This is a genomic window from Sediminicola arcticus, from assembly GCF_040566695.1.
Lineage (GTDB): Bacteria > Bacteroidota > Bacteroidia > Flavobacteriales > Flavobacteriaceae > Sediminicola > Sediminicola arcticus.
This window is the reverse complement of record NZ_JBEXAE010000007.1, coordinates 58174-84104: the sequence shown is the minus strand read 5'-3', so window position 1 is coordinate 84104 and position 25931 is coordinate 58174. Positions and strand designations below refer to the sequence as shown.

At 36.6% G+C, this 25931-nt stretch carries 21 protein-coding genes; 10 read left to right on the top strand and 11 right to left on the bottom strand.

Annotated elements, in window-relative coordinates; translation table 11 throughout:
- Positions 1–37: 37 nt before the first annotated feature.
- A complete protein-coding gene (locus ABXZ36_RS13670; protein ID WP_354616243.1) occupies positions 38–493 on the bottom strand; it encodes a DUF4442 domain-containing protein in 456 nt (151 codons plus the stop codon).
- Between the two features lie 193 nt (positions 494–686).
- Between ABXZ36_RS13670 and ABXZ36_RS13665 the strand changes: the two genes are divergently transcribed.
- The 7 genes from ABXZ36_RS13665 (at position 687) to ABXZ36_RS13635 (ending at position 6905) form a co-directional block, all read left to right on the top strand.
- Complete coding sequence (locus ABXZ36_RS13665) at positions 687–1160, top strand: DUF4870 domain-containing protein (RefSeq protein WP_354616242.1); 474 nt, start codon at positions 687–689, stop codon at positions 1158–1160.
- A gap of 133 nt (positions 1161–1293) precedes the next feature.
- Positions 1294–1629: a PadR family transcriptional regulator gene (locus ABXZ36_RS13660; RefSeq protein WP_354616241.1), complete on the top strand. Its 336-nt coding sequence runs from the start codon at positions 1294–1296 to the stop codon at positions 1627–1629.
- Positions 1630–1631: 2 nt separating this feature from the next.
- Positions 1632–3356: a PspC domain-containing protein gene (locus ABXZ36_RS13655; protein ID WP_354616240.1), complete on the top strand. Its 1725-nt coding sequence runs from the start codon at positions 1632–1634 to the stop codon at positions 3354–3356.
- Between the two features lie 98 nt (positions 3357–3454).
- Complete coding sequence (locus ABXZ36_RS13650; RefSeq protein WP_354616239.1) at positions 3455–4177, top strand: head GIN domain-containing protein; 723 nt, start codon at positions 3455–3457, stop codon at positions 4175–4177.
- A gap of 97 nt (positions 4178–4274) precedes the next feature.
- Positions 4275–5288 carry a dipeptide epimerase gene (locus tag ABXZ36_RS13645; protein ID WP_354616238.1) on the top strand — a complete coding sequence of 338 codons (1014 nt, stop codon included), beginning with the start codon at positions 4275–4277 and terminating at the stop codon, positions 5286–5288.
- Entirely contained in the window at positions 5285–6343 is a 1059-nt protein-coding gene (locus ABXZ36_RS13640) for an aminotransferase class I/II-fold pyridoxal phosphate-dependent enzyme (RefSeq protein ID WP_354616237.1), read from the top strand. The genes ABXZ36_RS13645 and ABXZ36_RS13640 overlap by 4 nt, the downstream gene beginning before the upstream one ends.
- A 115-nt stretch (positions 6344–6458) precedes the next feature.
- Positions 6459–6905 carry a hypothetical protein gene (locus ABXZ36_RS13635; RefSeq protein WP_354616236.1) on the top strand — a complete coding sequence of 149 codons (447 nt, stop codon included), beginning with the start codon at positions 6459–6461 and terminating at the stop codon, positions 6903–6905.
- A gap of 75 nt (positions 6906–6980) precedes the next feature.
- Here the strand turns inward: ABXZ36_RS13635 and trxB are convergent, their stop codons facing one another.
- Entirely contained in the window at positions 6981–7946 is a 966-nt protein-coding gene (gene trxB / locus ABXZ36_RS13630; protein ID WP_354616235.1) for a thioredoxin-disulfide reductase, read from the bottom strand.
- Positions 7947–8341: 395 nt separating this feature from the next.
- Between trxB and ABXZ36_RS13625 the strand changes: the two genes are divergently transcribed.
- Both ABXZ36_RS13625 and ABXZ36_RS13620 read left to right on the top strand, forming a co-directional pair.
- Entirely contained in the window at positions 8342–11248 is a 2907-nt protein-coding gene (locus ABXZ36_RS13625) for a PEP/pyruvate-binding domain-containing protein (RefSeq protein WP_354616234.1), read from the top strand.
- 1 nt (position 11249) lies between these two features.
- The gene (locus ABXZ36_RS13620) at positions 11250–12512 is read left to right on the top strand and encodes a serine hydrolase (RefSeq protein ID WP_354616233.1); all 1263 of its coding nucleotides are present in this window, start codon (positions 11250–11252) and stop codon (positions 12510–12512) included.
- A 3-nt stretch (positions 12513–12515) separates the two neighbouring features.
- Here ABXZ36_RS13620 and ABXZ36_RS13615 read toward each other — a convergent pair whose 3' ends face one another.
- From ABXZ36_RS13615 to ABXZ36_RS13595, 5 genes are all read right to left on the bottom strand, one after another.
- Positions 12516–15347 (bottom strand): Npt1/Npt2 family nucleotide transporter, encoded by a 2832-nt coding sequence (locus ABXZ36_RS13615; protein WP_354616232.1) that lies wholly within the window; start codon positions 15345–15347, stop codon positions 12516–12518.
- Between the two features lie 224 nt (positions 15348–15571).
- Positions 15572–16477: a serine hydrolase gene (locus ABXZ36_RS13610; RefSeq protein WP_354616231.1), complete on the bottom strand. Its 906-nt coding sequence runs from the start codon at positions 16475–16477 to the stop codon at positions 15572–15574.
- 279 nt (positions 16478–16756) lie between these two features.
- The gene (locus ABXZ36_RS13605; protein ID WP_354616230.1) at positions 16757–17665 is read right to left on the bottom strand and encodes a diacylglycerol/lipid kinase family protein; all 909 of its coding nucleotides are present in this window, start codon (positions 17663–17665) and stop codon (positions 16757–16759) included.
- 5 nt (positions 17666–17670) lie between these two features.
- Positions 17671–19647, bottom strand: a complete 1977-nt coding sequence (locus ABXZ36_RS13600; protein WP_354616229.1) for an LTA synthase family protein — start codon at positions 19645–19647, stop codon at positions 17671–17673.
- A 118-nt stretch (positions 19648–19765) separates the two neighbouring features.
- Complete coding sequence (locus ABXZ36_RS13595) at positions 19766–20029, bottom strand: hypothetical protein (RefSeq protein WP_354616228.1); 264 nt, start codon at positions 20027–20029, stop codon at positions 19766–19768.
- Positions 20030–20202: 173 nt separating this feature from the next.
- Here ABXZ36_RS13595 and ABXZ36_RS13590 point away from each other — a divergent pair, with 173 nt between their 5' ends.
- Complete coding sequence (locus ABXZ36_RS13590) at positions 20203–20943, top strand: COG4705 family protein (RefSeq protein WP_354616227.1); 741 nt, start codon at positions 20203–20205, stop codon at positions 20941–20943.
- Here the strand turns inward: ABXZ36_RS13590 and ABXZ36_RS13585 are convergent.
- From ABXZ36_RS13585 to ABXZ36_RS13570, 4 genes are all read right to left on the bottom strand, one after another.
- Positions 20940–22130, bottom strand: a complete 1191-nt coding sequence (locus ABXZ36_RS13585) for an outer membrane beta-barrel family protein (protein ID WP_354616226.1) — start codon at positions 22128–22130, stop codon at positions 20940–20942. The two genes, ABXZ36_RS13590 and ABXZ36_RS13585, sit on opposite strands and share 4 nt — an antisense overlap.
- A gap of 12 nt (positions 22131–22142) precedes the next feature.
- Positions 22143–23141, bottom strand: a complete 999-nt coding sequence (locus ABXZ36_RS13580) for a TonB-dependent receptor (RefSeq protein WP_354616225.1) — start codon at positions 23139–23141, stop codon at positions 22143–22145.
- 9 nt (positions 23142–23150) lie between these two features.
- Positions 23151–23324, bottom strand: a complete 174-nt coding sequence (locus tag ABXZ36_RS13575; protein ID WP_354616224.1) for a carboxypeptidase regulatory-like domain-containing protein — start codon at positions 23322–23324, stop codon at positions 23151–23153.
- A 369-nt stretch (positions 23325–23693) separates the two neighbouring features.
- Positions 23694–25931, bottom strand: coding sequence for a multicopper oxidase domain-containing protein (locus tag ABXZ36_RS13570; RefSeq protein WP_354616223.1), 2238 nt, complete (start codon positions 25929–25931; stop codon positions 23694–23696).

Here is a 25931-nt window from a genome sequence, read left to right as displayed (position 1 = left end):
TTGTTACATCCCTTATAAAATTAAAGTAGGTTCCTATTTATTTTTTCAACCTAATTGTCCATTCAAAATTAAAGGTAGAAACTAAAAGTCCATCTTCATTAACTCCTTCAGATTTCATCCAAAAGGTCTGGCCTTCCCCAGTAACAATTGTTTGTTCTAATGCCTTCTGGATCAACGCCCCGTCTTTACAGGTAAACGTTATTTTGCCTGTTGCCTTTTTTGAGAAATTAGCATTATTATTGGCTACTAACATAGATATTTTCTTGCCACTGTCAAGTATCTGGTCACTCACCATTGCCCCTGTAGACAATTCAGCGGCCATACCTTGAATGGCCCAAAACATAGAATTAAATGGGTTCTGATTGAACCATTTATAGGTTACCGTGGCCACGGCACTTTCTTGGTTTATATGTTGTAATCGGACTCCACTCCACCAGGCAGCAGGGAGTTTAAAAAAGGTATAGGTATTAAACTTTTTTGGGCTAATGGACATCTATTTTTAATTTTTTTAAAAATATATAAAATTGAATTCCTATGCTACAAAAACCCTCAGAATGATTGGGTTTAAAACCTAATCTCCAAGTCTAAAACACAATAGAAAATGTTAACAATGTGTTAATTTTTAGTACTATGTTTTGCATAATACCTTTTAAAAGCCATATATTTGCATAAGAAACTAATAGGCCATGACAGACACGCTAAGTAAACACGAAAGAAATTTATCGGCATTTATTCATGCTTCCGTTTTTTCAAGGTATTTTTTACCCTTAGGAAATATCATATTACCCTTGATTCTTTGGAGCATTAACAAAAAGGATTACAAGTTTGTGGACTATAATGGAAAACAAGTTTTGAACTTTCAGATAAGCCTACTTCTTTACGCCCTAGTTTTAGGAGTTTTATCCATTCCCTTTTTGTTTGGTGCATTTCCAAATGTATTTGAAGTAGATCATATACTCTTTAATTCTTTTAAAGGCTTTCATTGGAACATTAATGGGGATAATTTTAATTTTAGAAATAAGTTTATTCCCTTTGGAATAGCCGTAATTGCTCAAGGAGGTCTGGTTATCCTCAACATAATATATACAATACTAGGAACCTTACGCACCAACGAGGGACAAACTTTTAAATATCCAATTAGTATAAATTTTATAAAATAAAGGCAAGTGAGTTTATTCATCAATCAATCAAAAAATGGCTGCATTTATGTACAAGGGAACTCATCATTCTCTGCAAATCAAAAAATAGGTACAGCAAAAAAACGAACAGTTAATTTAATAGAACCATGAAGCTATGAACATAGAGAACACAAAGGCACAAATGCGCAAAGGGGTCTTGGAGTACTGCATTCTGTCCATTTTAAATGGAGAAGACAAATATGCCTCTGAAATCCTAGGAACCCTAAAAGATGCAAAGATGCTAGTGGTGGAAGGTACCATTTATCCTTTACTAACGCGATTAAAAAATGCGGGGTTGCTCAATTACCGTTGGGAAGAAAGCACCTCTGGACCCCCACGTAAATACTATACCCTTACGGAAACAGGTATGATGTTCCTTAAAGAATTAGACACCACCTGGGACGAACTTAGAAAAGCAACAAATCTCGTAACCAATTCAAAAAACAGCTAACAATGAACAAGACAGTCAACATAAATCTCGCAAATATTCTTTTTCATATTGATGAGGAAGCATATCTAAAAATGAGTCGTTACCTAGAAGCTATAAAACGCTCTTTTGCAAACACTTCCGGTAATGACGAAATCATAAGGGATATAGAAGCAAGAATAGCAGAGCTGTTCCAAGAGAAAATAGAGAACGAGAGACAAGTGATTACTTTAAAGGAAGTGGACGAAGTCATCAACATTATGGGACAACCTGAGGACTACATGGTAGACGAGGATATCTTTGAAGATACTCCGAATACTAGTGCTAGTAAAACGGCTAAAGTTAAAAAATTATACCGCGATACAGATTCCAAATTTATCGGTGGTGTATGTTCTGGATTAGAATATTATATGGGGATAGATGCACTTTGGATCAGAATAATTTTTATTCTTTTGGCCTTATCCACTGGATTTGGTTTTATCGCCTACGTCCTATTATGGATTTTAGTTCCTGAAGCCAGTACCACTTCCCAAAAATTAGATATGAGAGGAGAGCCTGTAAATATCAGTAACATTGAGCGCAAGGTAAAAGAGGGTTTTGATGATGTTGCTTCTAAGGTAAAAAACGTGGATTACGAAAAAATGGGTGATAAGGTAAAGAGTAGCGGCAAATCTTTTGCCGATGCACTAGGAGATATTATCATGTTTTTCTTTAAGATCGTAGGAAAATTCATAGGAATATTATTAATCCTTATCGGAGCCACTTCTTTGATAGGAATATTTATAGGAATGTTTACCGTAGGTGTTTTGGATATGTTCCATATCCCCGGTGTGGATTTTTATGATATGGTGAATTCCACCGATGCCCCTGTATGGCTGGTATCGGTTTTAGGTCTTTTTGCATTCGGGATTCCATTTTTCTTTCTTTTATATCTGGGTCTAAAAATATTGGTCACCAACCTAAAATCTATAGGGAATATTATTAAATTCTCACTACTGGGTCTTTGGTTACTATCCGTAATTGGATTAACTATTCTTGGCATTCAACAAGCTTCAGCCCATGCATACAATGGAAGTACTGCAGTAAAAGAAGAATTATATTTTGAAAATAATTTGGATACACTGATGATAGGCATGAACTCATCAGATTTATACAACCAAGTAGAAAATGGTGGATTCGATGGAATGTCCGTGGCCTATAATGAAAAAGGAGATCGTTTATTGTATACGGAAGATATCCGTTTTGATATTAAAAAATCCGAGGACTCCCTAGTGTATATTAGAATACGTAAAGATGCAGATGGCAGTTCGTTTGAAAATGCCAGAAAAAGAGCAGATCGCATTAATTATAGATATACCGTTAAAGAAAATAGTTTATTCCTAGACAATTTTTTAACTACATCATCAGAAAACAAAGTGAGGGACCAAAAGGTATATGTCACCATTTATGTGCCCATTAATAAATCCGTTTCCTTAAACAACAATACCAAATATCATGTGGGTTGGGGTACAGAAAACGATAAGGAAGTATACCGAAGTGATATGTTCAACTATACCTGGAAAATGAATAGTAATGGGATATTGCAATGTTTAAATTGTCCTGACGACATGGACGATGAAATGAATAAAAATCAAAGCGGACACATCATAATAGACGAGAATGGAGTGGATATTGACATTAAAGACAAAAATGACAAAATACGTGTTAAGATCAATGAAAAAGGAGTCCAAATAAAATCTGACGATAATTAATTATAGAACAGTTCATCACCAAAATACCACAGTTCAGTTATCCAGAATATTAAAAATCAATCAATAATCAGACCTTTAATCAACTAAAAACAACAATCATGACAACACTAGCAAGAATTACAATTGCACTTATTTTAGCACTCTTCCTTTCCTCTTGTGCCTTCGATTTAAATTTTGGGGAAGGCAAAAAGGGCAATGGCACTATAGTTGAAGACAGTAGAGCTATTTCTGAAGCTTTTACCGTGGTCTCTGCGTCTGAAGGCTTGGATGTATATGTGACCCAAGCCAATGAATTTAAAATAATAGTGGAGGCAGATGAAAATATTTTAAATCTAATAGGTACGGACATAAAAAATGGCAAGCTCACTATCCACGCTATAGAAAACATTGGTAGAGCCACTAAAAAAATTCATGTTTCCTTACCCAATATTTCTGCATTGTCCAGCTCTAGTGGTGCTGAATTGACCACCGTAAACACCATAGAGGCTGAGAAGATCTCCTTGGATGCTAGTAGTGGTGCAGATTTAGAAGTTTCGCTAGTTGCCAATGAGGTAACCGCGGATGCCAGCAGTGGTGCAGATATACAGGTAACCGGACGAACCAATATGTTACATGCAGACGCCAGTAGCGGTGCTGACATAAAGGCCAAAGATCTCACGACCAAAATATGTAATGCCGATGCTAGTAGCGGTGCAGATATTTCTTTGAACGTATCAGAATCCCTAACAGCGGAGGCAAGTAGTGGTGCAGATATATCCTACACTGGACAAGCTAGTGTTCAAAAAAACAAGTCCTCTTCTGGTAGTGTACATAAATACTAAAAAACTACAATTAGACTTTAATAAACCCGCTGAAAATTCAGTGGGTTTTGATTATTTTGTCACTTCCTAATACATATCTTAGTAGAAACATATGCTCATGAATCTCAGTTTGAAAAAATATGTATTACCGCTAAAACACACTTTTAGTATTTCTAGGAAGTCACACAATTTTCAAGATACCTTAATAGCCTGTTTGTCCCATAAAGGTAAAACGGGTTACGGGGAAGCTACTTCTAATCCCTATTATAAGATTACCCTAGATAGTCTGGAACATGAAATTGAGGCTATAAAATCCGATATTGAATCATTTGACTTTACAACCCCTAAAGAATTTCATGCCTTTTTAAGAGCAAAAAACATAAGTAATTTTGCCCTTTGTGCCCTTGATCTAGCAGCCCACGACCTTTATGGTAAACTTCTGGATAAACCACTTTACAGCATCTGGAATACCGATATCACCTCCTATCCCATCACCAATTATACTATTGGTCTGGATACGTTAGAAAAAATGGTTGAAAAAATCAAAGAATTTCCATGGCCGATCTACAAAATAAAATTGGGAACAAATAATGATGTAGCCATTATTCGTGAATTGCGAAAACATACCGATGCCATCTTTAGAGTAGATGCCAATTGCGCATGGACAGCTGAAGAGACAATACACAATGCCCCTTTATTGAAAGAATTGGGTGTGGAATTCTTGGAACAACCTTTAAAAGCAGATGATTGGAAGGGCATGGAACAAGTATCCCACCACAGTGTGCTGCCAACCATAGCTGATGAAAGTTGTATTGTAGAAACCGACGTAGAAAAATGTGCTTTACACTATGATGGTATAAATATAAAACTTACCAAATGCGGAGGACTTACCCCTGCTTTGCGGATGATAAAAAAGGGAAAGGAATTAGGCTTAAAGATAATGGTGGGCTGTATGACGGAATCCACCGTTGGTATCTCAGCCATTGCTCAACTCTTGCCCCAATTGGACTATGTGGATATGGATGGGGCCTTATTATTAAAGGAGGATATTGCAGATGGAATAAAAATAGTAGACCACGGAAAACTGATATTCCCAACTTTGGGAGGTAGTGGCATAACCTTAAAGGTATGATCCATTACGTTGATAAATTTCCTGGAAGAAAGATCAAAGTGCGCAATTTGGACTATTTGTATTTTGGGGGTACCGCCTATTTGGGACTTCAATCTGATGCATATTTCCAAAAACTACTTATAGACAATATTAAAAAATATGGCACTAACTACGGTGCATCAAGAATTTCCAATGTTCGCTTATCCATCTTTGAAAAATCGGAAAGCTACCTCGCTAAACTAGTTGGAAGTGAAGCATGCATATCACTTTCATCTGGATATTTGGCAGGACAGTTTACTCGTAATTATTTTAATTATAAATTTTTTAAAAGATTCTTTGCCCCAAACGCACACTCAGCCCTACTGCTTACAAATGATGCATGCCAGGAAACCTATTCTAGCTTAAAATTAGCTTTAGAAGAACATTTAGAAGCGCAAGAAAAAACTGTCGCTGTTGTTTTTTTAGATTCCATTGATTTTTCAGGAAGTAACTATCCCGATTTTAATCCATTGAAAAGCTTACCATTGGCAAACACCATTCTAGTGGTAGATGATTCCCACGGAATAGGTATAGTTGGGGAGCATGGAGAGGGTGTTTTTAAAATGTTAATGAGCTTGGGGGCTAGGGAAGTTGTAGTTTGTTGTTCCCTTGGCAAAGGGTTTAGTATTCAGGCAGGAGCTATTTTTGGTACAGTGGATAGGATTAATGCCATGACAGAAACATCCTTTTACGGCGGGGCTAGTCCCGCCACCCCAGCAAATATGGCAACACTAATGGATTCCCAAGAATTGATGTCCCAGAAAAGGAAAAAATTAAAAAAACGAATGCACCAGTTTAAGGAGGGGCTGACCGAAAAGTTTCCCCATATTATAATGGATGGACATCCTACTATTAGTTTTTCCAATAAGGGATTAACAGATTATTTAGAGGACAAAAAAGTAATTGTTACCAATTTCCCTTATCCAAATGAGGATTCCCAAACAATGAGTAGAATTGTGATCAGTGCTTGCCACAAAAAAAAAGATATCCAAAAGTTGACTAGACATATCCAAGAATATTTTTCAGATCAAATCTGATCCAACTCATTGGTTATTGATTCTTTAAATTTAAAGTTTGAATAATTATGTACTTTATAAAATATATTGTAACTTTTTAGTGATTATTTAACAACCATCACAAAACCTTACAGATATGAAAAAAATTTTAGGATTTATATTTCTTATGCTCATTTTGGTTTCTGCCACTAAATACACAGCTGATAAAGAACCTACTATGCACAATATAGAAGGTACTTGGGAACTTCAAGATTTCTATCAATATGATGGGCAAAAAATCATAGATACAACACCTACTGCAAAAGGATACCGACAGGTAAAAATGTATTACAATGGAAAAATAATGTGGTCTAGGACCTCTCCCGCCGAAAAAACGGGAAGGTTTGGTTATGGGACCTATAAAATTACCCCGGACAGGCTTCTTGAAACAATAGAATATGGGGATTGGGAGATGATTAAGGCCTTGGATACCATAAGGCAATTTTCCTTTGAACTAATCTTGAAAGATGACACCTATAGCCAGATTAACTTGGATGAGAACGGGAATAGGATTTTCTCCGAAAATTATAAGCGCATTGATTAACAATACTTATGCTAAATAAAAAAACAGCTATTGTATAGCTGTTTTTTTATTATTTTTAAATCAAACATTTTTGGATTATACCGCTTCTTTTGTAGTTTCAATGGTAGCCAAGTAGCGCTCTGCGTCCAAGGCCGCCATACATCCTGTTCCAGCAGCAGTGATAGCTTGTCTGTACTCCTTGTCCTGTACATCACCACTTGCAAATACTCCTGGCTTATTGGTTTTGGTAGTTTTTCCCTTGGTAATTATATACCCGGTATCGTCCATTTCTAACTGACCCTTAAAAATATCTGTATTTGGTTTGTGTCCAATAGCAATGAACAAACCGGTAATAGCTATTTCTTCCTTCTCCCCAGTCTGATTATTTACCATTCTCAATCCTTCCACAACTTGCTCTCCCAATACTTCGTCTACCTCAGTATTGTAGCGCATTTCAATATTCGAAAGACTGTTAACCCTGTGCTGCATAGCTTTGGACGCTCTCATTTCGCCCTTACGAACCAACATGGTCACTTTTTTACAGATGTTGGCCAAATAGGAAGCTTCTTCTGCTGCCGTATCTCCGGCACCCACAATAGCGACCTCTTGTCCTTTATAGAAAAAACCGTCACATACAGCACAGGCAGAAACTCCCCCACCTCTAAGTCGCTGTTCACTAGGGATATTTAAATATTTTGCTGTTGCGCCAGTAGAAATAATTATAGTCTCGGCTTCAACAACCTTGTTATCATCTACTGTAGCTCTATGTATCCCGCCAACTTCTTTACTAAATTCTATAGCCGTTACCATCGCAATACGAACCTCGGTTCCAAAGCGCTCTGCCTGTTGTTGCAACTGCACCATCATGGTAGGCCCATCTATCCCCTCAGGATACCCTGGAAAGTTATCTACCTCAGTAGTTGTGGTCAATTGTCCACCAGGCTCCATTCCTGTATACATTACAGGTTTCAAATCTGCCCTCGCAGCATAAATGGCAGCAGTATATCCTGCTGGTCCAGAACCTATAATCAATGTTTTTATTCTTTCTATTTTTTCTGACATAATCAAAATCTTCTCTATATTTTACGTTACAAAAGTAGGTTTTTACTCAAAAAAATCACGTTCAAAGTTATCAAAAGTTATTATACCTCAAAAGGTATTATATATTGTCCTTTTTAAAACTTAAAAAAGAGGTATTTGTTTTTGAAAAAGATGTTACGAAAATGGTTTGTGACATTAACATACCTTACTATTTGAAGCACCTTACCCATAGCATTCAATTAATTAAAACTTTACACTTTAGTAGTCGTAAATCATTTAACTAAATAACAACTACTATTTCTACAAGAAACTTAAGTCAGCATAAGAATTTATTCTAAAATTATTAGCTTTACAAATGCCTAATGCCAAAATTGGCATTAGTTTTGAGCATGAAATTATTACATATCCCTCACTAAATGAGAAATTTTCTTGCCTTTACCGTAGTCTTAATATTCTTCTGCAATGTAGCACCTGCCCAAAAAGTTTCGGACAAGCAGATTACTGGGCAAGTGGCGCTCTATAAAAATGATATTCGTGGACCCTATAGGGATATCCGTTGGTTCTGTAGCGATGGAAGCATCCGCCAACCTAAAGACCCTTGCCCAGAAGAAATAGGTCCTGGGGTTCAGCATGCGCGTTATAAAGATGCAGTGGTTAATCTTGGCAAAAACAACCATATTTACCTCGGCCAAATTTTAGCCTACACGGATAAAAAAGATTTTTGGGATGCAGAGCACAACCACTCTAGGTTAAAGCAATACCAATTGGAAAAATATCTAAGAAGTGTTGATGATGGGTGGATTCTAAGAAAGGGACAATTCTATAGAGGATCCGTACAGGCAGAAGATGAAGAAGCGTGGGGCATAGATTTTTATAAATGGCTATTGGCCAAGGATCAAGTAATTGCCCAAAATTTTTATTTGATACGACAATCCTTAAAAGCCATACCTCATCAGGGCGATGACAACCTCGCGCAACAAATGAGAAGTGAGTCTAAAGTAATTTCTGATTTATACGAACCCTTCATGGACCTTAGGGTAAAGATTCACGGACAACCTGAATTTGGAGATATAGAAAGAGTCAAATCTTTCCAAAATAAAAATGCTCCTAAATTAACTCCAGATTTAAACTCAAAATTCAAAGAATTGGTGGCTACAATGACCAATTTTCACAAACCTATTGATATCAAGTCCCTTTCCGAAAAGGCTACCTTGTTAAAGAATACTCCATTGGGTGAAGTAATCACAGATTACGTATCCAAAAATTACAATAGCTCTGATATTTCACAATTGATTCCAGAGACAGCGCAGGTGATACTTCAAATAAGGGAACAATTATTAACTGAGAAAAGGCCTCTGGCCCGTTTACAATTATTAGATATATCCTTAAAATTAGAGGAACTAATATTTAAATCGTCCTCTAATTGGAAGCCAGCAGAACTAGAAGGACTTTTAGAAAAAATATGTTATTTGGGAATGGCCACCGCTGGATCTGGATATATTGAACTAAGCGAATGGGAGCAGATCAATAGCAATATTCAGGCTTATCACAACCCTACAATGACGTTAGCAGAACTGAACTCCCTTCTCGAAACTGCTAGGAGACAAGTGGAATGGAGTGCTTCTATGGTAAAGGCCAATTATGAGGATATAGTGAATGAATATACCGCCTTTGAGCCAAAGGCATACGGATTCATAGACGACAGGATACGAGGATCCATTGCCTTGAATTTAGGGGAGAGTGTAGGGCAATTGGGCGACTACCTTGCCAAAGAATCTTCCTTGTCTAATAAGGTTATAGATGTTCCCAACCAAAGTGCCATGCGCGGCCTAAATCCGGGGTATGCCTATGGAGAGCTTGTTGTAATTGATGGTACTTCCGATGATATTGAAGTAGCTTCTGATAAGATCTATATCTTTCAACGGCCACCGTCGGACCTTAAACCGGTAGCAGGCATAGCTACGGTTTCTGAAGGGAACATGGTTTCCCATGTGCAGCTATTGGCCCGAAACCTCGGTATCCCCAATGCAGCACTATCAGACCAAAACCTACAAAGCTTAAAAAGATTCGATGGTCAAAAAGTACTCTATGCCGTTTCCAATAAAGGAAATGTTATTTTAAAATTAGAACGCGAAATGACCGAAGAAGAGCGGTCCCTTTTTTCCAAAAAAGAGCGTAGCGCTGAAAAAATCGCAGTACCCATTGAACAAATTCGATTGGACGAAACTAATATTTTAAACCTAAGAAGCGTTGACGCTTCAGACTCCGGTAAACTTTGTGGTCCGAAAGCAGCCAACCTAGGTCAGCTCAAAAAAATGTTCCCCGACAAAGTCGTTGAGGGTTTGGTAATCCCCTTTGGAATATTCAGGGTTCATATGGACCAAAAAATGGAAGGACAAACAATTTCTTACTGGAAGTTTCTCAATGATATGTTCAAAGAAGCTGACAGAATGAGGGAGCAGGAAATCGTGGAGGCAGAAGTTGAAAACTATCAATTGCGTCAATTGGAAATATTAAGGAACGCCATAAAAAAGATAAAACTTCAACCACAGTTCGTAGACCAACTCGGTAAGGATTTCCAATCCATATTTGGTAAAAAACTAGGAGAAATCCCTGTTTTCCTTAGAAGTGATACCAATATGGAAGATCTAAAGGATTTCTCGGGAGCCGGCCTCAACCTTACTATTTTTAATGTTGTTGACCGTGAAAAAATAATTCAGGGTATCAAAGACGTATGGGCTTCACCTTATACCGAGCGCAGTTTTAAATGGAGGCAAAAATATTTATTAAACCCTGAAAATGTATTCCCCTCTATTTTGGTCATTCCAAGTGTGGATGTAGATTACTCTGGCGTAATGATTACCAAAGGGATAAGCTCTGGGAACGATAAGGATCTAACCATTGCCTTTAGTAGAGGTGCTGGGGGTGCGGTTGATGGGCAGTCTGCAGAATCTTATTTGGTAAAAGCATCAGGAGGGGAGGAATTACTTGCCCCAGCTAGGGAACCGTACCACAATACCCTTCCTGTTACCGGAGGAACAGGAAAAAAACAAGTCACCTTTGAAAACACCATTCTCAATGCACAAAATATCAAGGATATACGAGAATTGGCCACAACAATTCGGGAAACCTTGCCTAAAGCTACTAGTTCTGATTACAAAGGTGCTTACGACGTAGAGATGGGTTTTCAAAATAATAAATTATGGCTCTTCCAGATAAGGCCTTTTGTAGAAAATAAAAAGGCTTTGAGTTCCGGGTACTTGGAATCCATCACGCCAAAAATAGATACCACTAAAAAAATTGCACTTTCTAATAAGTTTTAAAATGAAAAAATACCTAAAATATGTTGTTTTACTAATCGTGTGCACTGCCTTTACCACCATCTCCTACTATCCCATAGATGGATATGAACTAACCGGTATCAAGAGATTGAAAAGGTTAGAGCTCATTAAAAGCGGGGAATTAAAAGATGTAACTACCTTGCCTCTAGGAGCCTTAAAATCCTATTCAGAAATTGAGCTTAATCTGACATCAAGAAGCCAGGACAGCGTTGGAAGCATATTGGTGACAGATGCAGATTTTCAGAAAGAGATCAGTGGATTGTTTAGAGGTTTGGATAGGAGTTATTCTATAACCGTGCTGGATATTTCGGATGTAGACAACATCAGATACGCAGAAAGAAATGAAACGTCGGGCTATCAACCCGGAAGCGTAGGCAAACTGGCCGTCTTGAATGGTCTTTTTACCCAACTGGCCAAGATTTATCCTGATTCCTGGGAACAGAGAACAGCCTTGTTGAGGGATAAATCAGTGAAAGCTGGCGTTTGGGGTCTCACGGACGAACATACTATACCCATTTATACTATTGAAACAAAAAAATTGGTAAAAAGGCAGGTGATAGCCAGCGATGTGTTTACTTTATATGAATGGGCAGACCATATGATATCTGTTAGTAATAACGGTGCTGCAAGTATTGTATGGAGAGAGGTACTGTTGATGGCTGCTTTTGGGAAAGATTACCCCGCTTTAACCCAAGAGCAGGCAGATGATTATTTTAAAAACACCCCTAGAAAGGAACTCACCGATCTGGGAAATGATGTAGTTAATCTACCTCTACGGACATTGGGCATTACTAGCGATGAATGGCGCTTGGGGAGCTTTTTCACCAAAGGGGCAAATACCTATGTTGGTGATAAAGGCGGTAGTATTGGGACTCCTATTGGACTAATGAAATTTTTAGTTCAATTAGAGCAAGGAAATGTTGTTGATAAGGCATCGAGTTTGGAAATGAAACGGTTGATGTATATGACAGATCGCAGGATACGTTATGCACAATCTCCTGTGCTAAAAGAGGCCGCAGTATATTTTAAATCTGGTAGTTTATATAAATGTGACCGTACCAAAGGCGAAACTTGCGGTAAATACATGGGGAACGTAAGTAACTTTATGAATTCCGTGGCTATTATAGAACATCCAGATAATTGCAGGTATATGGTAGTCCTTATGACCAACGTACTTCGCAAAAATTCGGCAACGGACCATATGATGCTAGCTTCTAGTATAGATAAAATAGTGCGCAAGAAATAGTACTTAAACTTTAATGCTGTCTAATAATTCGGCAGCCTTTTTTCTTATCTTCTCATTCTTATCATCAAGGGCCATCTCTAACAAGGGAATAAACTTACTGTCCTTGGTCTTTTCAATCAAATAGAGCACTGCCTGCTTCAATTTCACGTCTCTTCTGAGTAATAGAGCATGGTAGCATTCGGATTCACTGTACACCTTGAGATTCAACTTTTTAATTTGTTCTTCTGAAATAGTTTCCATGAGAGTGGATTCTGCTACAGGAATCAGTTCCTTTTTAAGTTGATTGTCTAATATATTATCTAAGAACTCCACGGCATGAACACGTTGCTCTTCCTTGCCATTTAGAATAGTATTTAAGATAGAGTCTATATCACCTGGAGGATACTTTATACCCAAAAATCTGAAAATACGTTGTAATTGTCTGTCCAATCGCTGCTCCAATAAATGGATCAGGCCGTTTCTGGCTTCATTCTCTTGCAAGGTTTCCGGACTTTGGTCTTTCTTTTTATATTGAATGACAATCTGAGAATGAATAACAGACAAGGTATTTTGATATAGATGGCATTCATCCAATATTTTATCAACTACAAATCGATCCTTTATTTGTAAATTGGGGTATTCCCATTTTAATCTTTTAAGCGCCTCTATAGCCTCAATTTTAATAGCATGTTCTGTGTCTTCTGTTATTTTAATTAAAGTGTTAATCGCTTTCTGTGAAGCGAATCTTTCTATCACCGGAACTATATATATAGCATCTTCTAGATCTATGTGCTCATTACGGATGGTATCAACCAACATATCCAAAATGGGTTCCCCAAAATGAAAGAGGGCTTCCGTAGCCGCTTTTCTAGATTCCTTTTTTGAAAGATGAGGTACAATTAGCTCTATAAACTCCTTATCTAACGTTTTAGAAGCACTACAAATGGCTGTATTCAATACATCTACATCTTTTGAGGAAAGGTGTTCTTTGATAATGTAGTAATATCTTTCCGTCTTGGCGTTACCTATCGTTTCCAGAATAGATACTAATTTATTCTTTTTGTGTACTTGGGATTTAATTTCAACATACTGTTCCAATGCTTGTCCAATTCTATGGTCTAAACTAAATCGATCTTGTAATCTTTGATTGTTTCTCAGCTCCATAGATAGCCCTATCAAAGACGCATTTGCAATGGTGGCATCAGTGCTGTTCAGATACTTTCTAAAAAGCTCAACAGTATCGTTGTTATAATTCTTCAACAGGTACCTAAAGGCGGCAGTCGTTACGTGCTGATCTTTATCATGCACCATGGATTCCATTTGGAACGATAAATTTTGGGTTTTTAAAAAATAAAGGTTTTCAATAGCCAATGCCCTTATCTCAGCCGATTCGTGTTCTAACAATCCTTTTATTGCAAAAAAGAATCGCTCATTCTTAACCTCTAATGTTTTCTGCAACATATGAAGAATCTGTCCTTCTTCCCCTGAGTGAAAAACACGAATCACAGTATCTACGATGGAAGTAACGGGTATCTCCTTTCTGTTATTCTTTTCTTTTTTTGTGTGGGCAGTTTCCAATAATTTTTTAAACGAAACAATATACTCTCTTCTTAAATGATAAATAAAATAAAGCCAAACGGATATAAGGACGATAATAATTAAACTGATATAGGTGGAAGAAATATCCAACCCATTGATAAAAAATATAAGTATAAATCCTGCTAATCCCGTAGCTATACTGTCTACAACAACATCTGTAAAGGTTTTGGTTTTCTTTTTGGTTTCAATAGGAATTGGTATAGAAAGTAACTCCGTTGCGGCCTTATTTACAGATTGCTTTAAGCTGCCATCTACTACTTTTATAAAAACAATTACCCATAGCTGTGGAATTAACAAGAGAATAGCAGAACCAATAAGAATTCCGGAGGGTAACCATAGCAGGGATTTACCTACTCCAAAGGTCCCGACGATACGCTGGGTTAGGAATAATTGAATCAATAAAGAAATAACACTTAGGCTAGAAAACCAAAAGCCAAAAAAGGAAGTCAATTCATCCTTATCATCAATAAGACGGGAAGCATAATCACTGTATTGATAGTCCACCAATTTAGCCACAAGCACGCTAATTCCTATGACGATTGCAATTAAACTAAGTAGTCTATCCTGGCGAATGAGTTTAAAGGGCGATTCTCCTTTTGGATCGGAACGTTGAGAAACCTGAAATGGATTTAGTTTAACGACTTCATTCTTCCAAATATGTCTTGTAAGAGGCAAACAGCACACTAAAAGCAAAGCTGCAAAAAACAATAAATTTTGAGAACTGATAAAGGTGGTTAAAAGGGAGGTAAGGTATCCCCCAAAGATCCCCCCTCCAATAGCACCAGCACCAATAAAGCCAAAGACACGTTTGGCTTCCCTTACATTATATACCAGATTCGCAAGTATCCAGAATTGAGAAGCTGTAAGTAATCCAAAGATGGCTACCCATACATAAGGAATGTAGAGTAGAAATCCCTTTCCAAGGTTAAAATTGAAAGCGATTCCAAAAATCACCAACGAAATAACTGATCCAATCAGCGTTCTTTCTATAACAAAATTCAAGGGATATTTCTCTAAGATCTTATCGTAAAAATAAGAGCCTATCACTGCCATAATGGCGGTTAAGACGTAACCCAAAGGCAATGCATCTGAGGTTAGTTCCGAGAGAAATAAAGAATTGATAGTTGGCTTTACGATGAGTAAAGTCGTAATCAATAAAAAAATATTTAGTTGTAGTAAAAGTGTTTTATAAAGCTCTTCTTCCTTTATATCAAATACTTTTAGTACATAACCTTTTAAGGTATTCAGAATCAACATGTAGTTCGTACTTCTATTACTTTTAATGGCAAAGTTCCGGAATTAACCTTTATAAAAATAAGCTGTTTTTCCTATACTTTAAGCCCTAAAGGTAGCTAAAGAATATACACCACCAAAGGGGTCAAAAAACAAAATAGGGATGTGATGCAAAGCCAAATTACTTCGCAGAAAAAGTATTGCCAATATGGTTTTAGATAAATTTTCCTTGATAAAGAAATGAAATGCTATAACAAGGTGTTTCGAAGGGCTTTTTCTACAGGTTTCACAAGGTCTCTTATGATTTGTTCACCACCTGCATCATCTATTAGTGCTACTAATATATATCGTCTGTTGGGTTCATTACCCCAAACTAAAATGGAGTCTGAATGATAGGTTCTCCAAGATCCAGATTTCCTGAACAAACGCGCTGTAGGGGCTATTTGATCCAAAGTATTTACGAACTTATGATGTAATTCTGGATTTTCCATAATATTCAACATCTGCTTGGAGCGTCTTTCATTGACCAATTGGCCATTGGCCAAAAGATAATAATACCTGCATACTTGGGTAACCGTGGCAGCATGACTTAAATTTTTAAGGGGCTCCCTATTGGTATCGCCACCGCCGCCGTAACGCTTGCCAACCCAAAGACCGCCACCATGTTGTTTGTCGTAAAATTCATATTTAGGATCCGTCATAACGGACTCTATCTTCTCATACCCTACTCTATCAATCATCCTGGTTGAGGCTTGATTATCCGATTTACTGATCATCAATCGCATATCCTTTTTCACTTCAGCTGTTTCTTGTAACTCTCCCTTATCGATAGCGTCCATGGCTGTTAATAAAATGGCGATTTTAGGAAGGCTGGCGGCATACATCATATAATTTCCATTGACCCTTGCAAATTTTGCATTATTTGGATCGTTGAGATCCACAATACCCACGGCCATTTTCTTTTGTTCTATTAGTCTTTTCCATTGTGGATTGGACATTAGTTGCTTTTCCAAATTACCTTGCAACCTAGAACTAAAAAGGCTTTGAAGAGGTTTAATTGTAGAATTATCCCCTTGTAAGGGCAAATCGTTTTGTGCGTATACTCCCGTAACGCATAAGCAAACAATCCAGAGAAGTTTCAAGCCAGTTTTCATCAATAATTCTTTCTTATTAAAACGCTACAAATGTATTTAAATTACAATCGGATATGTTGTTAATTTTAAAGACTTAAAAAACAATTTAAACCTCAACAAAATCAAGGGTTTTGAATAACATTTAAACCTAATAGTGTTAAAAACACTAACAAATTACAACAAAATTTAGTCATATGAGATTAAAAAAAATCCACAAAAGACTTTTTAATCATAAAAGTATCAAGTATAAGATACATAAAACCAGTTAGTTATATAGAGATATCATTTTATATTTTAAAATTATCCCATAACTATCCCGAAGGGTTGGGTAACAAAAACATTTAATGCTCCTTCTTCTAGGGCTATGTTTAATGTTCTTTCTCCCATCAACTGAACATCTCCATCTATTTGAGGCTCAAAATCTACTCCCTTATTTTTGTAAAGTTGAATTTTTTTTGTTTGAAAGGTCTTGACCTCTTTTAAAATATGCTGCTTATTGAAGAGCATAAGAAGAATAAGAAATATTATTTTTAATCGACCTATTTTAGGCACTATAACAACATCCAAATAACCATCTTGTAATGATGCCTTTGGTGTTAAGCTCACCTTGTATCCAAGCTCATTAGAATTAGAAATGAAAATCATAAATGGATTATCCATGATTTGACTTTTATCTATACTCACTTCACTATCCACAGCATCACCAAATTCTTTGAACGATTTAAAAGTTGCCGTAATATATCCCCAAAGGGTATGCGTCCTTTTTTGTTCGTAATTTTTTATTACGCTAGCGGCAAAACCTATTCCTGTATTACTAAAAAAGTATCTGTCATTGATACTACCCACATCAATTTGGGTGTTTTTTTTATTCTTTATGATGGCAATAGCCTTCTCTACATTTGAAGGTATCTGAAGGTTGGATGCTAGACCGTTCCCTGACCCTATAGGAATAATGCCTAAAATAATAGGAGTTCTTACCAAACAGGATGCCACCTCATTTATAGTTCCATCACCACCGCAGGCAACAATGATAGTGGCCCCTTCCAAAATAGATTCCTTTGTTAAAAGTATGGCCTGTTTTTTAAAGGTGGAATACTTTACCTGAATTGTATAATTTTCCTCTTCAAAATATGCTTTTAAAAAAGGCTCCGTAATAGGGTTTTTACCATACCCAGCAACAGGATTGACTATAAAATGTATAAACTCCATTATCCTTACTGCTTTAATTTTAAACCATCATTGTGGTATAGGTAATCTGCCACCTGATAGAAAGAAATACTCTCCTCTAGAAATTCATTGTCCATGGGCAATGCCTTTAGACTATTATCCAACGGATTCCACGAATAAAAATTGGCGGTTTCCTGATCTCCTAGCACTAAAACCTTATTGCCCTTTAAGTATCCCAATTTCCTGTAGTTACCTATAAATGCCCTCTCCTCCTTTGGGGTCATTTTAAAAATATCATATCCAAAAAGATTGGAAGAATAATCCCAATTCAATAGACCGAATAACGTTGGAAAGATATCAATTTGAGAACACAAGGTGTTTACTTTTTTGGAAGTACCATTAGGGGCATTAAATATCATGGCAGGAATATGGAAGTTCTGAACATCCAATTCTCCTTTACCTGCACTATTTGCACAATGGTCGCTCATAATCACAAAAACAGTATTCTTATACCAAGGTTTAGTACTAGCCATTTTCAAAAATTCACCAATAGCAAAATCCGTATACTTCACGGCCCCATTTCTTCCCGTTCCTGACGGAATATCTATTTTTCCTTCAGGATAGGTATATGGCTTATGGTTTGAGGTGGTCATTACAAAATCAAAAAAAGGTGTACCAGAAGCGTGGGCCTTATCGGCCTCCATGATCACTTTGTTATAAACATCCTGATCACAAACCCCCCATGCATTCTCAAAGGTTACCTCACTGTCTTCAATATTTGTCCGTTTTGTGTTAATACTGGTATCCAACAAAAAACCCCTACCCCTATCTACAATATTAAAACCATTTCCCCCAAAATAGGTGTTCATGTTGTCAAAGTATCCATCCCCACCATAGAAAAAATTTCTTTCATAACCTTCCACCTTAAAAACTTCCCCAATAGTAAAAAGATCCCTATTGTTCTGACGCTTTACAATACTGCTCCCGGGAGTTGGAGGTATAGAAAGCGTAATGGCTTCCATTCCCCTTACTGTTCTTGTTCCCGTGGCGTATAAATTGGTAAAAAATATACTTTCATTGGCAAGAGAATCTAGAACAGGGGTAATATTCTGATCTCCACCTAAAGCGTTCATAAACTTACCGCTTAAGCTCTCAATACATATAAAGATTACATTGGGTATTGCCACAACAGCCAGACTGTCGGTATTATGAATACCTCTATATATAGACTTGTTTCCTGGGTCTAACATTTTATCCCCAAATTTGATATAATCTGCCTGCACCACATCAAAAGCTTTGTCTAGGTCTATATTGGGATAAAATTCTTTATAGGAAAGTTCATTGTTTCTGAAAGCCGCAAAAAAAGAGTAGATCCCAGCCTTAGAAAGTTCGTTATTATAAGTATTTAATGACCATTCTGACTGTTGGTTGGTAACCACTGTACTGAAAAAAATCATGATCAATACCCAGGGCGTCATCCCATTTAATTTTGATTTAAAAGATGGCTTATCGTGAAATGTATTTTTAAAGAGACCCAATTTTACAACCAAATACAAACTAGAGAACACCAATAGCAATAATATGCTTATCAAGATGGGCAACGGATAAGATTCGTTAATATTCTTAACCACCTCATAGGTATACACCAGATAATCAACAGCTATAAAATTATAACGTCTCTGAAATTCTTCCCAAAATGTAAATTCTCCCAAAAACGAAAAATAGATAATAAAAAGTCCTAAAAAGAAACCGAAAAAAGTAATCGATTTATCTAAAATAGAACCCACCCACCTATTGGGGAGAATCATTAAATAAATTAGATATGGGATGGTGAAAAAAGAAATGGTGCCAATATCAAAAAAGAGACCGGTAAAAAAGGTCCTCAGAACTTCTGAAAAATTTTTATCTACCTCGTTAAAAGCCCATAAAAAAAGGCTTAACCTCACTAAGAATGAAATGAACAAAAACAATAAAACAAATGCTTTTAATACAGAAAAGCGCTTAGGGAAAATTTTGGCCCACATAATGCGAAAGGGTATTTAATATTAAACAGTAAAACTACTGTCCAAATCTTAAGAAAAATTAAAGTATACCGGTAATTCTTGTGATCATTTCCTAGACCTCATCGATTGCTAATTTTAGCTAATCTCTGAAAATCAAAACTTTCTCCTTTTTGGTAGTCATCCAAGTACCATCGTCCTGGAAGATGGCGATGTATGTTTGTCCATCCATGTTAAATTCTGCTTGCCATTGAGAGTAGGAATCCTTGTCCCATTGAACCGATGTTGCCTTAGGATATTTATCAGAGAAAGCCTCTTTTACATCTTGGGGTAAATTAATACTTAAAACAAATGCAACAGAACCAAATATGAACAATGCCCCAATTACTATTTTTAAAAACTTCATATCTGGTATTTAAAATATCTGAGTAAAAGTAGGTGTAAAATTTAAAGCAAACCTTAATTACTTTTGAATCTTAATTTACCCCACACTTAAAGTTCTCTTTAGAATTGCCAAATACATTTAAACTGAGAAATAGGACAAAGAAAAACATCCATCAATTCTTTAACTTGAATGCCATGCGCAAAATAGCCGAAGTAAATCTAATCTTTTGGATCATGAAAATTTGTGCTACCACCTTTGGGGAGACGGGAGGCGACATGTTGTCCATGACCTTGAATATTGGATATGGGTTAAGTTCTATTATTTTAATCAGTTTTTTTATCTTTAGTTTAATCATACAATTAAACTCAAAGAAATACATTCCATTTATATATTGGTTGGTTATCATTGCAACAAGCACAGCTGGTACTACCATGTCCGATTATATGGATAGGACCATGGGCTTGGGTTATGCCAAGGGATCCCTCATATTGGTTGTTTTGCTATGTATCATCCTTTTCATATGGTATAAAAGCGAAAAAAGCTTGTCGGTCACCAATATAAAAACCTTTAGACCAGAACTATTTTATTGGATTACTATTCTGATCTCCAACACTCTAGGAACAGCATTGGGAGATTATTTGGCCGATGATTCAGGTTTAGGTTTTGCAGGGGGAGCTTTGTTAATTGGGTCCCTACTATTGGTTGTGGTCTTCGCAAAATATTTCACCCAAATCTCTACTATCTTCCTGTTCTGGATAGCTTTTGTATTGACAAGACCGTTTGGAGCAACCTTTGGGGACTTTTTGACCAAACCCTTAGATAAAGGAGGAATGGATTTAGGAACGATTGGTTCATCTATCGTTTTATTGACTTTCCTTTTCGTTTTAATACTATATACTACCCTTAAAGAAAAAAAGCAAGTAACTCCTATTTAGAATTTATATTTCAGGCCCAATCTGATAATTTGAGTTTCATAATAATTAGCATAAAGGGTTACCAATCCTTCAGTGACCAATTCTTGACGTATTCCAAACCTATTAAAAATATCAGATGCCGATAAAAATAGCTCTCCTTTTGAATCCCATAATTTCTTTTTAATCCCCACATCGATGGATGAACGTCCAAGTTCCTTTCCTTGTGGGATATTCTTTTGCGAATAGTATAACCCTATGATTTGGAACGTAACATCCCTTGGGAGCATTATTTCATTACTAATTTTAAAATCACCTGCTAAATCACTGGAAGATGCAATGGAAAAAGTTCTTTCAAATGGAAATAATAAGGTTCCCTGATAGGCAATTATATTGTTTTGATACCAATTGATGCTTCCCGATAATTTCCAGCTTTGGGAAATATCCTGACTAAATAACAATTCCACTCCAGAATTTGTTGCATTACCCGTATTTTGATAAATTCTACTTACTATATCATAATCAGGATTAGAATCATCAATACTCAATATTCTCAGGTATTGATCGTTGATCATTCTATGATAAACCGCAGAAAACAAGGAACCATTGTCCCAAGAAAACTTATGTGCCAATTCCACTGCATCCGTAAATTGGGGCCTTAAATAAGGGTTCCCCACTTTCAATAGTTCGGGATCATCATATTTTGGAAAAATACGAAGCTCGGGTTCCCCAGGTCTATCCACACGCCTGTTATAGAATAGAGATATCTTGTTCCTTTGATTCATTTTACAGGTAAAACGAACACTTGGAAAAAGTTCAAAATAATCATATTTATCATTATCTGCATAATAGATATTTGTAGGATCTACTTTGTAAAAAACGTTGGTTTGCTCAGCCCTCAATCCTCCTTCAATGTAATAATTTTCTTTTTCCAATATATAGTTGACATACCCTGCATAAAGATTTTCTCCCCAATCAGAAAAATCACCCAAATCGGGATAAATAATAGAATTAGTTCCTTTAGTTATAGTATAATCCGCCGGCAACCTTCGTATGCGGGCCTTTGCCCCCAATTCTATTTTTCCATAGGGTAAAGATTTTGCATAATCCGTAGAAATACTGGTGGTGTGCTCTATGGCCCTACTATTAGTGGCATCCCAACCCACGCGTACCGAAGAACTATCATTTAAAAAATAACTTTCATCTTCCAAACCTCTGGTATATTAAATGTTACCGGAGAGTGTAGGGCCCACTTGCTCAAATTTATGCCTGTAGTTGGCAGCAACATTAATATAACTGGTCACCTCCTCTTCTTGCCAATTATAATATCTTATTCTCCGATCGGTGTCCAAATCTATATAGGCTACTTGGGCTGTATCTATGTGTTTTTCCCTATCGAACATTCCTGAAAAGGTCATTGAATTATTGTCATCCATTTCCCAGTCTATACCAGAGGTGATAATAGACCTAAACTGCCTTCTATTCTCTGGGACTTGGGAAATAATGTTATCACCATTAGCATAGCTCCTTGTACTAAATTCATTATTAAGAAGGGCTTCCTGAATTATAAATTCTGACTGTAAAAAATAATTTAAGGGTCCTTTTCTATAATTAAGATTAATACTTGGTATTAATTTAGGATTAACGGAATACGAACCTAGGTCTGTTTCTGTATCATGTTTTCGTTTCCCTAGAGCACCCACCCCAAAAGAGAGGCCTACTTCACCGTTTAAACCGTTCTGTTTCTCCTTTTTGTAAATGATTTTGACTATCCCAGCAAAGCCATTGGCATCGTATTTGGCCGAGGGATTATTTATAATTTCTATTTTCTCTATGTTGGATGCTGGAATATTTGATAATCCCTTTTGATTGCCAAAAACAGTGAGACTTGATTGTTTCCCATCGATTAAAACAACTACTTTATCACTGCCCCTTAGTATTACCTTTCCATCTTGATCAAAAGCCACTCCTGGCATGGTCTTCATCGCATCTAAGACAGAACCCCCAGATTGTGCAATAGTATTCGCCAGATTAAATGTTTTTTTTAGATCGGCGTTGGTAGTAGCCTGTTTGACCACGAGTTCAACTTCTGAAAGTTCTTGAGCAGATGGTTTCATGTTAATCTTACCCAAATCAAAAATGGTATTGAGTCCGCTAGCGGTTAATTTTTGTTCTACAGGGGAAAACCCTATAAATGAAAAACTAATCAGGTATTTACCCAAAGGAATGTCTTAAATTTTGAATCTTCCATTCTCATCTGTGATAGCTCCCGTAACTAAAGTATTGGTCGCTGAGTTCGTTACGCTAACGTTGGCAAAGGACAAAGGTTCATTGGTAGATTCTTCTAGTAATTGACCGGTGATTGTTATTTTTTCTTGGGCTAATAAGGTTGTGCATGTTAGCACAAATAAAAAGATGTGTATTTTTTTTATCTTAGAATATACTTTCTGAAGTCAAAAATATTTTAAAGTTGTAGTACTTCTTCCTCAAATGAATTTCTTTGCTATCTGCTAATTGTCATGGGATCCATGGAAGGTATATATCCTTTTACATTTAGAATTAATTTTTATCCTTGATTTGAAATGACTTACTTGACTTCCCCACATGTCATCATAGCCTCCCCATAATGAGGGTCGCGAGTTTCCTTTTCCTAACTCACCCAGCTGATTCCTTCGTTTATATTTCTCAAAGAAGGTTAGCTAAATCATGACACTATGAGAAATAATCGATATTTTGTGGAAATAACGAGAACTATTGAAAGTTTCAAACCTGTTTTAATAACTTATGGTTGCTCCAAAACCAACACCCATATCGCTATCATAATGTGTTGATATACCCATGTTCCTAGTAACAATGTATTTTAACCCAGTCATGTATTCCTTATCTGTATTTACCATAAAAGCCCATCTAATTCGCGGCGAAATTGGAATATCTTCTCGCATTAACTGAAAACGCACATTACCATCCGAGAAAATTTCGCCTTGCAGTTTAACAAGCATTGGTAAAGTATATTCGGTTCCTAAACTCAAAACTGCTCTCTGGTCCTTCGTATTTGTTTGGCCAAATAGGTTTTTTTCAACTTCTCCATTTTGTTCTCTATAACGCCAATCAAAACCCACAAAAGGCATTAACCATTGATTTCTTCCAATATATCGTCCAATATGGGTTTCTGTTTCATAACCGTGTTCATCATGATAACCCAAACGCCATTCTGTGCCAATACTCCAACGTGTATTCTGCATCATCAGCATACCATCATTCCCATTGGTCGCAAAGTCATTTTCAGCCATAAAATGAAATGTATTACTTTCTGCTTGAAGTTTCTTATATGCCCACTCTTTGTTGGGTAAATAGGGATTTGGAGCTTGATTTTCATAAGAAAATACCCTGTTCATACCTGCCATCATATGATACAAAATATGGCAATGAAAAAACCAATCTCCTTCTGCATTTGCCAAAAACTCTATAGTATCTGTCTCCATAGGCATAATGTCTAGCACATTTTTTAATGGTGCATATTCATCTTGACCGTTTAATACCCTAAAATCGTGCCCATGTAAGTGCATAGGATGTCTCATCATAGAACCATTATAAAGTGTTATCCTTACATTTTCTCCTTTTTTAATTAGGATCTTATCGCTTTCCGAAAGGACCTTGTTGTCCATACTCCAAACATAGCGATTCATGTTGCCTGTAAGTTCAAATCTAAGTTCACGTACTGGCGCATCTTTTGGTAAGGTGGTGGGGAAAGGTGATTTTAACATTCCATAATTCAAGGTTACTAGGTCTTGGACTGTGTTGGTTGAATGTTTGGAATGATCCATTTTTTCATCCATTTTCATACCATCCATTTTCATATCTGGATCCCCACTTATTTCTGGATACATGACCGTATTCATGTCCATTTTCTGCAACGACATGTCCATTCCCATATCATCCATGGTCCCATCCATATTCATCATGTCGTTCATCATCTTCATTCCTTCAAAATATTTTAGTTTTGGCATTCTGCTTTTAAGCTGAATTATACCATTGCCTAAATAAATTGAAGCAGATTTTGTGCGATCTTCAGGAGTAGCCAAAAACTCATAAGAAGTATTTTCATTTGGAATGGAAACAATAACATCATAAGTTTCAGAAACCCCTATGATTAATCGATCTACATCTACTGGTTCAACATCGTTTCCATCGTTGGCTACAACCGTCATTTTACCACCAGCATAGTTCAGCCAAAAATAAGAGGATGCACCACCATTTGAAATCCGTAGGCGGACTTTTTCACCAGCTTTGAATTGGGATAGTTTACATTCATTCTGCCCATTTATTAAGAATTTTTCGTAATAAACGTCGCTAACATCCATCGCCAGCATTCTTTTCCACTCATTCCCTAATTTGGTTTTAAAATAACCCGCCTTTATTGCCTCCGAATAGCTTTGAACGGTTCCCTTCTTAATGGCTGCCCAATCATTTGCATTGTGAAGCATGCGATGAACATTTTCAGGGTCAATATCTGTCCATTCACTTAAAATAATAGGTGCTTCAGGTACATCGTCTATCCCCCTACGAAAAGTTGGATCATCGTCTTTTTTTAATAATATTAAAGAGCCATACATCCCAATCTGTTCTTGCAATCCACTATGGCTATGATACCAATGTGTTCCATTTTGAATAATTGGAAAACGATAGGTAAACGTTTCATTTGGTTCAATTGGCATTTGAGTGAGGTAGGGAACACCGTCTTCCTTATTCGGTAAATAAAGACCGTGCCAATGCAAGGATGTACTTTCTTTTAATTTATTATGCACTACAATTTCTGCAATGTCACCTTCGGTAAAGGTGAGTGTTGGCATAGGAATTAAACCATTTACAGCGATTGCTCTTTTTTCCTTTCCGGAATAATTGACAATGGTATCGGTAACGGTTAAATCGTAGCGGACAATATTTTGGGCAAATAAGATAGGTATAGAGAGCATTCCTATGAATACAATCAGCCATTTGATTTTTTTATTCAT

What these genes read in the sequence shown, in the direction of transcription:
- ABXZ36_RS13670 (WP_354616243.1), bottom strand. Translation starts at nt 493, where the DNA reads ATGTCCATTAGCCCAAAAAAGTTTAATACCTATACCTTTTTTAAACTC.
- ABXZ36_RS13665 (WP_354616242.1), top strand. Translation starts at nt 687, where the DNA reads ATGACAGACACGCTAAGTAAACACGAAAGAAATTTATCGGCATTTATT.
- ABXZ36_RS13660 (WP_354616241.1), top strand. Translation starts at nt 1,294, where the DNA reads ATGAACATAGAGAACACAAAGGCACAAATGCGCAAAGGGGTCTTGGAG.
- ABXZ36_RS13655 (WP_354616240.1), top strand. Translation starts at nt 1,632, where the DNA reads ATGAACAAGACAGTCAACATAAATCTCGCAAATATTCTTTTTCATATT.
- ABXZ36_RS13650 (WP_354616239.1), top strand. Translation starts at nt 3,455, where the DNA reads ATGACAACACTAGCAAGAATTACAATTGCACTTATTTTAGCACTCTTC.
- ABXZ36_RS13645 (WP_354616238.1), top strand. Translation starts at nt 4,275, where the DNA reads ATGAATCTCAGTTTGAAAAAATATGTATTACCGCTAAAACACACTTTT.
- ABXZ36_RS13640 (WP_354616237.1), top strand. Translation starts at nt 5,285, where the DNA reads ATGATCCATTACGTTGATAAATTTCCTGGAAGAAAGATCAAAGTGCGC.
- ABXZ36_RS13635 (WP_354616236.1), top strand. Translation starts at nt 6,459, where the DNA reads ATGAAAAAAATTTTAGGATTTATATTTCTTATGCTCATTTTGGTTTCT.
- trxB (WP_354616235.1), bottom strand. Translation starts at nt 7,946, where the DNA reads ATGTCAGAAAAAATAGAAAGAATAAAAACATTGATTATAGGTTCTGGA.
- ABXZ36_RS13625 (WP_354616234.1), top strand. Translation starts at nt 8,342, where the DNA reads ATGAGAAATTTTCTTGCCTTTACCGTAGTCTTAATATTCTTCTGCAAT.
- ABXZ36_RS13620 (WP_354616233.1), top strand. Translation starts at nt 11,250, where the DNA reads ATGAAAAAATACCTAAAATATGTTGTTTTACTAATCGTGTGCACTGCC.
- ABXZ36_RS13615 (WP_354616232.1), bottom strand. Translation starts at nt 15,347, where the DNA reads ATGTTGATTCTGAATACCTTAAAAGGTTATGTACTAAAAGTATTTGAT.
- ABXZ36_RS13610 (WP_354616231.1), bottom strand. Translation starts at nt 16,477, where the DNA reads ATGAAAACTGGCTTGAAACTTCTCTGGATTGTTTGCTTATGCGTTACG.
- ABXZ36_RS13605 (WP_354616230.1), bottom strand. Translation starts at nt 17,665, where the DNA reads ATGGAGTTTATACATTTTATAGTCAATCCTGTTGCTGGGTATGGTAAA.
- ABXZ36_RS13600 (WP_354616229.1), bottom strand. Translation starts at nt 19,647, where the DNA reads ATGTGGGCCAAAATTTTCCCTAAGCGCTTTTCTGTATTAAAAGCATTT.
- ABXZ36_RS13595 (WP_354616228.1), bottom strand. Translation starts at nt 20,029, where the DNA reads ATGAAGTTTTTAAAAATAGTAATTGGGGCATTGTTCATATTTGGTTCT.
- ABXZ36_RS13590 (WP_354616227.1), top strand. Translation starts at nt 20,203, where the DNA reads ATGCGCAAAATAGCCGAAGTAAATCTAATCTTTTGGATCATGAAAATT.
- ABXZ36_RS13570 (WP_354616223.1), bottom strand. Translation starts at nt 25,931, where the DNA reads ATGAATAAAAAAATCAAATGGCTGATTGTATTCATAGGAATGCTCTCT.